The organism is Acetobacter sp. DmW_043, assembly GCF_002153485.1.
GTDB lineage: Bacteria > Pseudomonadota > Alphaproteobacteria > Acetobacterales > Acetobacteraceae > Acetobacter > Acetobacter thailandicus.
Window position 1 is genome coordinate 1 of sequence record NZ_JOMN01000056.1, and the last position, 13,291, is coordinate 13,291.

The 13,291-nt window shown below is 49.7% G+C and carries 7 protein-coding genes; 3 read left to right on the forward strand and 4 right to left on the reverse strand.

Going from position 1 to position 13,291, the window contains the following annotated elements:
- Nucleotides 1–81: 81 nt before the first annotated feature.
- Together HK11_RS11240 and HK11_RS11245 are read right to left on the reverse strand one after the other, a co-directional pair.
- Nucleotides 82–3,432: a Hint domain-containing protein gene (locus HK11_RS11240; protein WP_086555432.1), complete on the reverse strand. Its 3,351-nt coding sequence runs from the start codon at nt 3,430–3,432 to the stop codon at nt 82–84.
- Nucleotides 3,433–3,732: 300 nt separating this feature from the next.
- On the reverse strand, nt 3,733–6,339 hold the full coding sequence (locus HK11_RS11245) for a cation:proton antiporter (RefSeq protein WP_086555433.1): 2,607 nt from the start codon (nt 6,337–6,339) through the stop codon (nt 3,733–3,735).
- 339 nt (nt 6,340–6,678) lie between these two features.
- Here HK11_RS11245 and HK11_RS11250 point away from each other — a divergent pair, with 339 nt between their 5' ends.
- The 3 genes from HK11_RS11250 to HK11_RS11260 all read left to right on the forward strand — a co-directional run bounded on the left by HK11_RS11250 (nt 6,679) and on the right by HK11_RS11260 (nt 9,582).
- Nucleotides 6,679–6,882: a hypothetical protein gene (locus HK11_RS11250; RefSeq protein WP_086555434.1), complete on the forward strand. Its 204-nt coding sequence runs from the start codon at nt 6,679–6,681 to the stop codon at nt 6,880–6,882.
- 10 nt (nt 6,883–6,892) lie between these two features.
- Nucleotides 6,893–8,635: an ABC transporter substrate-binding protein gene (locus HK11_RS11255; protein WP_086555447.1), complete on the forward strand. Its 1,743-nt coding sequence runs from the start codon at nt 6,893–6,895 to the stop codon at nt 8,633–8,635.
- A 176-nt stretch (nt 8,636–8,811) separates the two neighbouring features.
- Complete coding sequence (locus HK11_RS11260; protein ID WP_086555435.1) at nt 8,812–9,582, forward strand: hypothetical protein; 771 nt, start codon at nt 8,812–8,814, stop codon at nt 9,580–9,582.
- 45 nt (nt 9,583–9,627) lie between these two features.
- Here the strand turns inward: HK11_RS11260 and pheT are convergent, their stop codons facing one another.
- Entirely contained in the window at nt 9,628–12,087 is a 2,460-nt protein-coding gene (pheT, locus tag HK11_RS11265; protein ID WP_086555436.1) for a phenylalanine--tRNA ligase subunit beta, read from the reverse strand.
- Between the two features lie 3 nt (nt 12,088–12,090).
- Nucleotides 12,091–13,161, reverse strand: coding sequence for a phenylalanine--tRNA ligase subunit alpha (gene pheS / locus HK11_RS11270; RefSeq protein WP_086555437.1), 1,071 nt, complete (start codon nt 13,159–13,161; stop codon nt 12,091–12,093).
- Between the last annotated feature and the right edge of the window lie 130 nt (nt 13,162–13,291).

Sequence of the window (13,291 nt, forward strand, 5' to 3'; positions counted from 1 at the left end):
CGGTAAGCCTGTGAATCACAATCTCTCGCTCAGTTCAATAAATTAACAGGTCCTGAGCCTAAGACAATTACAAAAGACTAATCAGGCAACCTGTACGGCCTTCCTTTTCTTATTTTCTGCCAGATACGGACCTGCCTGACAGATCTGCACACTCAGAGACGCAATGTCAGATGGTGCTCTGCGGCTAAGAGGCAGACTGGCGGCCCCATTTGTCCAGCGTGCCGGGCCACCCTCAAGCCCATGCCAGCCAGACATATCAAACTTCTCTGCATGCGTGGTAATATGGCGCAGGTCATTCCCTTCAGTCAGAACGATCTCACCCACCAGCACACCAAGCTGACGGCGATCATCGACAAACGGGCCAATAACATCACAGGGACGAGACGCCCGTGACATCAGCACCACACTCTCCACACCAGCCGGCAGCATAAACAGGGCTTTTCCATCTATATTACGGACCTGACGGATCACCCCTCCATTCTGAGTTAAGAGGTACAAACCATGATCCACAACATGCTCAGGTTCTTCCCTGTGCTTAACCAGACCAAGCTGAACAGCACGCTCTTCTATCGAGCGATACACAGGCTCCACCACATCACGCGAGACTGTTAAAGGCGCAACAGCATCAGTTTCCCAGTCATGCTTCACCGCTCCCAGACGAACCACCTGGCCGGTCTGCACAAAGCCTTTACGGTTACCTGTGTCGAGATAGCTTTCAGACAGGACATTACTGGCAATCAGCACAGAATGTTTTTCAGTTTCCACGTGATAATACTCATACTCAGAGATATTTTTATCGTAAAATACTGAATAACCATTCACCAGCATTCGCACTGGCACAAAGCCGCCATTGAAAAACAAAGAGTGCTCTGAGGTGATCAGCAAGTCGGCTGAAGGTATGCCGTCTGCCAGTGCATCGCGCAAAATGCGTACGGGATAACCTGATAAATCATCCTCCAGGTGGACGCTTGCATGACGCCTGCCTTTACCTACCCATGTAACTTTACTGTATTCAAACGCACCATTATCAGGGTTATAGGTTGCAACAACATCACCCTCCCGAAGGTTTTCTACAACAACGTCACCCTCCGGGGTCTGGAAATTTGCACCTGCCAGGAAGCAGGGATTACCAGAGTCATTCGTGATAGTTCCATCCACGCTGCTGACTGACCCACCGTAAGAAACGATGTCCTGCACAACAGAACCGGATGATGCTAAAACATTGCCGCCTGTAAGAACATAAGCATTAGACAAGGTGCCGCCGGAACTCACATAAACAGGGTCAACACCATAGGCAGAATTATAATAAATATCATCAACAGAGGTCGCACCAGAACTCACATAAACAGGGTCCGAGTTAAACTGGTTCGCGCTGGTTACACCACCCGAGCTGATATAAACATAGCCATTCTGAACGTAAGAATCAGCAAGAGTGCCGCCGGAAGAAACATAAATATTGGCAATCCCTCCCGACTGCGAGTTTGCACCGGATACGACAGCGCCACTTTGAATATGTAATGTAAGGCCATTTGTCAGATAAACGGGACCTGACACCACCGTTGTATTACTCTGGTAAACTGTTTGCTTATCGCTATTCAGCACGGCGCTCCAGGTACCAGCAAGAGATGTCGCTGAATATGAAAATGTGAGAACTGGTGAAGCCCCTGAGCCTATCGTATTACCCGACAGCATATTAGTGACATCTTCACCAACAACGGTCACATCAGATACTGTTGCCCCGGTATTAGAGGTAACTACGCCGCCCAATATTGTTCTTTCGGGCGCAACGATCGTGCCGGTAACGACATACCCTCCGGCATAAGTGCCACCATTATAAACTATAATATTACCACCGGGCAAAACATCAGCGCCTGAAACATACCCTCCACTGCTAACATACGCCGCGTTCTGGCTATAAGCATCTTTTGCATAGTAGGTATCACCCAGAGATGATCCCCCGGCGGAAATATAAATAGCATCCGCATTATACTGGTTGGCGCTCGTAATGGCACCTGAGCTCACATAGATATTTGTGAAGCCTAAATAAGAAGAAACAAGCTCACCACCAGAGGCAATGTGAATAACGCCCGCCCCACCCGATGCGTAAAGACCCGAAACAACAGCCCCGCTCTGGATGTTCAGGGTCGCGCCGGCAGCAAGACTTACAGCGCCTGACACGATGGTACCGCCACTCTGATACACTGTCTGATTATCGTTATTCAGCACAGCGCTCCAGGTGCCTGTAAGAGACGTTGATGAATATGAAAACTCAAGTGCAGATGTTGGAACAACTGAAGCCGCATTATAATTAGCGCTATTTGTAAAACCATCAGCCACATAATTCAGACCACTGACAGAAGCACCTGTAGCAGAGATCAACCCGCCACTAGCATAAATTTCACCGCCAGAAACAACACCACCAGCGAGCACTGAGGCCGTACCACCAGAAGACAGAACCGGATTAATTAAAAAAGCACCTGAACTGACATAGGTCAGGTCAGCGCCATAACCCTTATCATAGTAAATGATATCTTCAACCGAAGAAGCGCCAGCAGAGAGAGTAAGAACCGTAGAGTCTATTTTATTACCGCTGGTCGTGCCGCCCGAGGCAACATTCACGTATCCATTCTGAATATAAGAATCCAGCAGGGTAGCACCACTGGCAACATTGACCGTTGCAATCCCGCCCGAAACAGTACCCAGTCCCGAAACAACAGTTCCGGCCTGGATATTCAGAGTTGCGCCGCCTGCAAGCGAAACAGCACCTGATACCGTCGTTGTCCCACTGGTGTAAGTCACTATACCTGCAGAACTCTCCGCTGCGGTCCAGCTGCCAGTCAGAATTTGACCGTATGTTACCGGCGCAGAAAGATTATTACCGTATGAGCCACTAAATGTTGCACTCCCTCCGGCAATTTCACCGAAATTAGTAACAACTGAGCCCGCAGAAGCACTTAAAACACCACTCGTCGATAATGAGCCACCGGATATGAACCCACCAGAACTAAGGTAAACGAAACCACCAGAAGAAATAACTGGTGAATAAAGTGCTGCCCCCGAAGAAACGTAAACGTATTTTAAACTGTTTCCTGATGTTGTGTAAAAACTATCATTTTCAGACACAGAACCAGATAAAAAATAAGCTGTCACTGAATTCAGGCTATTCTCATCACTTATCGCCCCGGAACTAGCATAAAGCGTCCCGTTGACCAGACTGGTATCTTTCAGAGTTCCCCCACTCTTGACAATGACAGTACTGGCTGAGGTACTCAAACCAGAAACAACTGCACCACTACCAACGGTTAAAGTGACACCGTTAGCAAGCGCAACGGCGCCACTAACAACTGTACTTCCGCTGACATATTCTGTCTGACCATCGGCAGTGACGGTCGCGCTCCATGTGCCACTTAGCGTGGTGGGGGTATCAGCCATACTTCATACTCTCCAACTTGCGCGTATATATTATCAAGTTAAGATAAAACTATCACATGATGGAAAAGCGAAAGATATAGTCTTTTAACTTATTAAAATTAAAATAATATAGTAAATTTTATGTAATAATTAAAGTAAAAAATTTAATTTTAATAATATATAGTGTGTTATTTAATTATAATAATATAGGATAATGATAGTTTTTACATTATGTGTAATATATAAAAATGGCCACTCCAAAAAAAATGAGTGGCCATTTTTACAATCAATATTTTTCTTTTAATTTTTTTAATTATTAGATCAGGGATCATGCTTAAGCAAAATGGGAGAAGATTTATCTTTCCCTAAATCCTCTGATTTATTCTCCTGAGAAGAAATCATTTCAGGCACCAGCTTAATTGAACAATCGCTTTCCCGCTCCTGCAAATGCCCTTCATGTTTGTGACGTAAAGCTTCAATATTCTCCAGTACGATCGGATATTCTTCAATCAGACGACGAAAACGAGATGCCGGGATAGCCATAAAATGTCCAAACTGCACAGCTCTGATGCTGGCAGGCACCCGCTCATTACGATAAACCTCTAAAGCACCAATAAGATCACCGGCACTATAATAAATATCACGTTCAGCGACATGAGCTTCGGCGAGACCTGCACTCACAAAATAAACCGTACGCACTTTACGGTCACGCTTACTGATCAGCTCATGAGGCGCAACAAACCGCAGTGACGTTGTCGTTGCGAGGTCATGCAACTCTGCCCCGGGAAGACCTTTAAAAATGGCCGCACTTTTAAGGCGGCTTTCAATTCCGCTCTTAAGGTTAAAGCTCAGAGGTTTTTGCAGGCGACTACGGCGACGCTCAAGCTCTGTCACCAGTTCACGGTTCAGCTCCTCACTAATCAGGGATTCCGCGAGTAAAGAATCATACTCTTCCCCTTCAAGACGCAGAGTGATCTGCCTGAAAATTCTGCTTTCCAGCGCCTCTGAATAACCATGATAATGAAGGCGCAAAGTCTCCACCGCTTCATCAAGCATTTTGCGCTGACGTTGTAAAACCTCAGCCACAATTTCACCAACACGCGGCCCCAGAGTGGGCTCCATGCGCTCTTTCATAAAACGGGTCAGAGAAACAGATACAAAATGCGCGACCATAAGCATTTCAAAACGCTTGGCCATACATAACATTAAGGGACGGTCGAGATGCAGCCTCTGATGAATTATCTGAGCCAGTTTAAACCGCACAGATGGGCTGAGTCTGCGACGCAAAACCCGCACATAGCCAGCACGCCCTTCAAGACGCGCACCATCAATAGCCGCTTCACTACTACGCAGCAGGGTTTCCATCACACGACGTGACAGTCCCTGAATACGAAACAGATCCAGCAATAAGGACCGCTCCTGACTAGCTATAGTAATAAGCGCAAGGTTGACGCGCTGAATATCAGATAAAGCTGTATCGAACTCATTCACCAGCTGCTCTTCATGCGCGCGGCGGTCAATCTGCTGCAATACAGGACGGGTTGAATCTTCTGAAAAACCAAGCTCCTGCCCCATTCTGGCAGCCCGATCGCACACACGATCAAGGCCGATACTCAAAATCTGATGGCGCAAAGCTTCATCAATAGGAGACAGCTTATCCAGCTTGAGAAACAGAACCAGGGAACGAAGCGTTGTACCATTAAGCAAAAGAGTGATCAGTACAAAACCTGTCGCGATAATACCAATAAAATGGGCAACCGGAGCAGAGACGTGTTCATTTTCAGTAACCGCCAGTGCGAGGGCCAGCGTGATAGCACCACGCAGACCGCCCCACACCATTGTTATTTTAAAGGGTACGGGCACCGGAGGGGAAAGCTTGGTCATCGCCAGCACAGGGAGCAAACCAAACACCACAGCACCACGCGCAGCAAGGCCCGCAACGCTGGCAATCAGCACCAGTACACAATCCCACCAGGTAATTCCAACCAGCAGGTGCGGCACAAACATTGATGCCAGCACAAACACCAGTGAACCTGCCCAGAAAACAAGCTGCTGCCAGAGCTGATTCATAAACAGCCATGTCTGCGGCCTGAAGGTCGAAGGGCCATACATTGACAGTGTCAGGCCCGCCGCAGCGGTTGCCACGACACCTGAAACGCCAAGCATTTCGTCAGAGACAATGTAAGCCATATAAGGCAGAGCAACTGTCAGAGTAATTTCTGCCGCTGAAGACCCCCCTAAAATCGTAATCATCATCAGCGTCAGCTGGCCAAAGATAATACCAACGATCAGGGCCCCGACAAACGAGACGAGAAAAGAAACAACAGCCTCACCAGGATGAATGGAATGATGAAGCGTAATAGATGGCAACAGGATAGAAAAAATAGAAATAGCAGCCGCGTCATTCAGCAGGGCTTCCCCCTCAACCAGGCGGGTCAGACGTGTTGCGGCACCAATATCACGAAAAATACCTGCAACGGCTGAAGGGTCTGTGGTTGCAACGATAGATCCCAGGAGCAGACAAACAACCAGCGGCATGTCAGCAAATGGCTTAAGCGCAAACCCGATCGTCGCCGTTGAGACAACAACAGCCACAACAGCCAGCAAAAGTACTGTACCCGTTTCGTGCGCCAGACGCCGCACATCGATCGCCAGAGCCCCCTGAAACACCAGCATGGGCAGGAAGATCAACAAAAAGGCTTCACTGTTAATGGGAAAGTCCAGCATCATTTCAGCCAGACCACTCAATGCGGCGAGGTGCGAATTACGCAAAATAAAATCAGCAACACTGCCGATAATAATACCAACAATAGCCAGCAATACTGTTTCAGATAATTCAAGCTTACGCGCAATTGGCTGAACAGCACTTACAACAACAAACAATACTCCAATAGCAAGCAGTACCGCAGCAAGACCAGTGACTGCCATTCTATTCCTGTCCTTTCCGTCAAAAACTATTTTTTATATTCACTACATGCCAGTTACGACATTAAAATGAAATATGGAATTTTGGTAATTTCATACTTTTTTAATTATCGTCTCAAAGAGTTAGTAAGATAAAAAATAACTATACACGATTATGCAACCATCATTCCCCGTAACGCAGCTATGTCACATCCTGTAACAAAATCACGTGACGGCAGATAACATACAGTCTGGCATTGCAGGATCATATTCCTTAAATAACATCATACAAACAAGAGCCCGACGATCAACACAATATCAGCGGTTATCGTCTTTATTTTCTCTCTCTGGTAGTGTGCCTTCATGAAAATATTTCCTGCCCTGGCAGCTCTCACCTTCTCCATCACTCTGACAGCCTGCAGCAGCTTTCAGTCTGACAATGCATACCACCCGCACTCCCATCACGGGCGACGCACCCCGACCTGGTACCAGCCACCGGATTATGCACGCCCGTCAAACCCGACAGCTGTTACCCCTGCACCCACTCAGGCAGGTCAGAAATCATAGGGGATATATGATGGTGAATAGCGACACGTTACTGCGCGCGCCAGGAACTACACTGCGCTCAGTGACATCCCTGTTCATCTTCATTTTATTCTGCGCTGTCACGGCAGCAACCAGCAGTCGGGCAGAAATTCTCTCTGATACCTCCCGGCCATATGATGTCGCACACAGAGGCGGAACACTGCGATTAGCTGCCGCCGCATCAGGGGGAACGCTCGACCCTCAGATTAATTACAGCAGCCAGTACATTAATTTATTTGCTAACGTGTATGACGGGTTAACAACTTTCAAAAAAGCACAAGGACCTGCTGGTAATATAGTCGTGCCTGATCTGGCAGAAAATACGCCTGTCGTACAGGATAACGGACGGACCTATATCTTTACACTCCGCCCCGGCCTTTTTTTCTCAGACGGAAAACCAGTTACAACAGCTGACGTTAAAGCATCCTTTCAACGTATTTTTAAAGTCGGGTCACCATCAGCCGGCTCTTTTTACTCAGCCATAGCCGGCGCCGATCTGTGCCTGAAAACACCAGTGACCTGTACACTCAGCGCGGGCATTACGGATGATCCTCTTCATCGCACCATTACCTTTCACCTGACGGGCCCTGACAACGAATTCCTCCAGAAACTGGCTTTTACACACGCTGTCATTCTGCCTGCCGATGCCCCTGACCATGATACCGGCAACACACCCCTGCCCTCAACCGGGCCTTACCGTATCACTGCGTACGATCCCAATAAGAGCCTTAAGCTTGAACGTAATCCATACTTCAGACAATGGAGTGCTGAGGCTCAGCCAGAAGCCTACCCTGATGCGATAGAATATAGCTTTGGCATTCCTGATGAGACTGCCGTAACGGCAGTGCAGAATGGCCAGTATGACTGGATGGCAGAGAGCATCCCTATGGATCGCCTGGGTGAACTTGGCAGCCATTATGCACAGAACACCCATGTCATGCCGCATGCCGCCATGTATTTTCTGGCCATGAACGTCAATATCCCGCCATTTAACAGCCTCAAAGCACGTCAGGCTGTAAATTATGCCGTTAACCGTAAAGCAATGGTCATTTTTTACGGGGGGCCGGGTATAGCCAGACCCATCTGCGGTATGGTGCCATCCGCACTGCCCGGTGCAACTGATTTTTGTTTTTACAGCAAAGCGGCTTCACCGGATGCACCTGTAACAGAGTGGAAAAGCCCCGACCTGGAAAAAGCACAACAGTTAGTCAGAGAGAGCGGTACCTACGGAGAAGCCGTCACGCTCATTACTGCCGATACCAGTGTTGAGATGGCAATGGGCGCCTGGATACGCGATATGCTGCAACATATTGGATACAAAGCAACCCTTCGCCCGCTTAACAGAGCCGTGGCCTCAGGCTACATGCAAAATTCAGCAAATCATGTGCAAATTGCCCTCAAAGACTGGGCAACCGACTATCCTTCCCCCTCCAATTTTCTTGATACCCTGCTGGGATGTGAAAATTTTCATCCAAACTCAGACAGCTCAATCAATATCCCCGGCTTTTGTAACCCTGACATTCAGCGACTGATCGACCAGGTCAAAACAGATTCAAACCTCACAGCAGAGGAAACTGAAACATTATGGCGCACAATCGACCGCATGGTTATGGCTCAAAGTCCCGTTGCTCCTCTTATTGAAAAAAAAACCGTTCTTATCACCTCACCAAGACTAAAGAATTTTTTTTATACACCTGTTAATCAGCTTTTATTTTCACAGGTCTGGCTACATTGAAATAAAAATACCATTTTAATTCTGTTAAGTATTTTCACTTCTTCCTGCCATGCGCTCTCTTTTGAAATTTTCAGTTTATCCACAGAATCTGTGGATGAAGTTCTGGACAATTTAAGGATAATCCCCCTGAGCATCGTGAATAACTGTACGAACACTATGCAGATAAAGGAGAAAATATGCCGCGCGTCATGATCAGCCCGGAACAGCGCAAAAATCTGTCTGAAGGAAAAGAGACCGCGCCGACACTCCAGCATGCTCTGCAAATTGATTTTTCTGTACTTCTCAACACCCTGACAGACAACCGTGCCAGGCCTTTACCCGACAAAGCCGGCTTTATAGAAAAAATGCACTTATGTGCTGCCGCTCTGAATAATGATGGCGGCATACCCCTGCTAAACAGACTGAGCCACCACGTCAGCGACACTGTGCGTGGCTTTGCTGTTTTCGGGCTGATCAGTCATTATAAAAACGATACGCCCGAAACGCTCCTTGAAATTGTTCGCCCTTTTGCCGCAGACCCGCATTTTGCTGTGCGTGAATGGGCATGGATCGCGGCCCGCCCCTGCCTTGCAGCCTCACTCACTCAGTCGATTAAAGCACTGACCCCATGGACTGCGGATAACGACCTTAATATTCGCCGTTTTGCTGTTGAGGTGCTACGCCCCAGGGGCGTATGGTGCCAGCATATTCGCCCACTGCGAGAAAACCCTGAACAGGGGCTGCCTCTGCTTGAGCCCATGCGTGCTGAAACCACACGCTATGCCCAGGATTCAGTGGCCAACTGGCTGAATGACGCCGCAAAAGATCAGCCTGAGTGGGTAACGGCTCTCTGCCGGAAATGGACAGAAGAAGCCCCTGAGAATAAAGCCACCTGTCGCATTGTCAGGCGCGCCTTACGCTCCCTGGGCCCTGAAAAAGAAAAAAGCAGCACCTCAGGAGAAAAATAATCCCCCTGAGGTGCTGCCCTGTTTCAGCAGTGAAAATTTAAAGTCTCAGCGCAGAACTGCACCTGTGACTTTGGAAACCGCAGCGACAACACGTTCACTGACAGCTTCAATTTCTGCATCTGTCAGACTTTTATCGACAGGCTGCAATACAATTTCGATCCCGACTGAACGATGACCCTCGGGTACATGCGCCCCCTCATAAAGGTCAAACAGATTGACTGCGACAATCAGATTACGCTCTGCGTTACGCACTGCTTTAAGCAGGTTTTCGCATGGCACATCCCTGCTCACCACAAAGGCGAAATCACGATGAACCGGCTGAAATGCTGACAGCTTTGGTGCAGATTTTTTACGCACTTTAGGCTCTGGCAGACGATCCATAAACACCTCAAAGGCGACAACCGGCACATCAATGCCTGCAGCCTGCAGTATGGAAGGATGCAGCTCACCAAAGCAGGCCAGTACTGTTTTAGGCCCCTGGCACAGCAAACCGGAACGCCCCGGATGATACCATGAAGGTGCATCTGCAACCGTACTAAGCGCATCAGGTGAAACACCAAGTTGCGTCAGAACATCAAGCGCATCGGCTTTTACATCCCACAAAGAGACAGCCTGACTTTCATGTCCCGGGTAACGTGGGGTATGTCCGCCACGCACACCGGCAACAACCATCTGCTGCCCCTCTGCAGAGAATGCCGGCCCCGCCTCAAAAAGACCGATATCTGAACGACCACGTGCGCTGTTACGCTGCAAGGCTGCAACCAGATTAACCAGCGGGGTCGGGCGCATCTGATCAAGGTCAGATGCAATCGGGTTCAGCAGGCGCAGGGCTTCAGGCGCACCACCAAAACGCAAAGCCTCCTCATGGGATACAAACGAGAACCCAACCGTTTCAACCAGACCACGCACTGCGAGGATACGACCTGCGCGGGCCAGGCGGGTTTGTTTTGGTGTTAACGCTGTCGCTGGCACAACACTCAGGGCCGGCAAAGGAACTGCGGGAATACTATCAAGCCCTTTGAGACGCAGTATCTCTTCAATCAGGTCGCTCTCAGCTTCAATCTGAGCAACACCCTGAGCAGCCGCTGTAGCGAGTGCTGCATCAAGCTCCTGCCCCTGCGACAGGACCGGCTGCTGAGCAATGTCATTACGCCATGATGGTACACTGACGCGTACCTCTGTCTCATTGCGTTCCTGCACCTCGAAGCCCAGCTTTTCAAGCAGAGCAACACTCTCATCTGCCGCGACATCAAGACCACCAAGGTCGCGCACCCGTGCAAAACGTAATGTTGCCTCACGCTGCCAGGCCGGAGCCTCACCCGCTGAAACAACCTCACTGGCCTCTCCGCCACACAGATCCATGATCATACGGGTTGCAGCTTCAAGTGCGGCAACCGGAAATGCAGGGTCAATACCACGCTCAAACCGGTAGCTTGAATCTGAGGAAACACCGGCTCTGCGTGCACTTAAAGCGATACGGACCGGGTCAAATAAAGCGCATTCGATAAATACATCAGTTGTTTCATCACTGACGCCCGACGCTTCTCCCCCCATAATGCCAGCCAGCGACTGCACACCGTTAATATCGGTGATAACACAGTCATCCGGTGTCACAATATAGTCCTGCCCGTCCAGCGCACGGAATGTCTCACCCGCACCCTGACAGACTTTAAGGCGGCCACCGGCAACTTTATTCACGTCAAACACATGAAGCGGGCGACCAAGGTCAAAGCAGAAATAGTTGGTAATATCGACCAGCGCAGAGACCGGACGCAGCCCGATACTTTCAAGCTTACGCTTCAGCCATTCAGGACTTGGACCGTTTTTAACATTTTTAACAGTACGCCCCAGAACGAGCGGACAGGCTGGCAGATTGGTATTTTCCCACACAACAGGTGAGGTAAATGTACCTTCCACAGCTGATGCCAGCCATGGGCGAAGTTTACCAAGACCTGCAGCAGCGAGGTCGCGTGCAACACCCCGCACACCCAGAGCATCACCCCGGTTGGGTGTAATGGCAATATCAATCACCACATCATCGAGCCCGGCAAAATCGGCATAAGACTGACCTGGCAGCGTGTCATCCGGCAGCTCGGCAATGCCGTCGCTTTCTTCACCCAGACCCAGCTCACGCAGAGAGCATAGCATGCCCCCGCTCGCCTGACCACGGATTTTGCCTGCCTTAATAGTGATATCAAGACCAGGAACATAAGTACCAGGTGGTGCAAAAATAACCGGCAGACCAGCGCGGGCATTAGGCGCACCACACACAACCTGCACATTTTCAAACCCTGGACCGGCATCGACACGACAGACCTGCAAACGGTCAGCATCGGGGTGACGCTCTGCCTCAAGAATGCGCGCTGTCAGAAAGGGTGCAACCGCTGCGCCACGATTTTCAACACTCTCAACCTCAAGGCCAATCTGGTTCAGTCTGGCACAAATTTCGGCAAGCGTGGCAGAAGTATCAAGATGGTCATACAACCAGGATAGCGTAAATTTCATAACTCACACGCCCTCATGCAGTAAGGCTGGCGCAAGCGGGTCTGAGCCATAATGACGCAGCCAGCGAATATCACTCTCATAAAATGAGCGCAGATCAGGAATACCGTTTTTCAGCATAGCAAGGCGTTCAATACCCATGCCGAAAGCAAAGCCCTGCCACTCACGCGGGTCAAGGCCACAGTTTGCCAGCACGCGGGCATGCACCATGCCCGACCCCAGCACCTCAAGCCAGTCTTCACCGCCGCCAATTTCACCTGTGCGACGTGACCAGCCGATATCGACTTCCATCGAAGGCTCAGTAAACGGAAAATAAGAAGAGCGAAAGCGCACAGGCAGATCAGGTTTACCAAAGAAAACCCGCAAAAATTCGATCAGGCAGCCTTTCAGGTGCCCCAGTGTAATATCTTTACCGATCACAAGCCCTTCGCACTGATGAAACATAGGCGAATGAGTTGCATCATGGTCAGCACGATACGTCCGCCCAGGGCAGATAACCCGCAGCGGAGGCTGCTGTTGTAACATTGTGCGGATCTGCACACCTGAGGTCTGCGTACGTAAAACATGCGTCACATCCAGCTCAGGTGACGGTGCAATATAAAACGTATCGTGATCAGTACGAGCCGGGTGATGATCGGGCGTATTCAGAGCGGAGAAGTTATGCCAGTCGGTTTCAATATCCGGCCCTTCTGCAACGCTAAAGCCCATTGCACCAAAAATAGCGGTCATCTCTTCAACCGCACGGGAAATGGGATGAATCGCACCACGCGGTGACGCTGGTGGCGGCTGAGAAACATCAACCCGCTCAGCAATCAGACGGGCTTCGAGTGCTGCAGCCTCAAGCTCCTGTCCGCGTGCTTCAACTGCACGGCTAAGCTCATCACGCAGGCGGTTAAGGGCAGCACCCCGGGCTTTACGTTCTTCAGGCTGCATCTTCCCCAACGCCTTGAGCAGGGTCGTCAGGCGCCCTGACTTACCAAGCACACCAACACGGACGGCATCCCATGCCTTAAGGTCTGCAGCCTCAGCCAGCTCTGACAGAACACTCTGCCGGAAAATCTCAAGATCGTCGTTCATGAAACCTCACGCGAGGAGAAAAATAGTTTACAGGGCAATATCCTCTCCGCCAGTATGAGGAAACCCCTTAAAACAAAAAAGGCCGCCTGCGGGAGGCGACCTTTCCTGAAAATCATCAGTGCTCAGCACA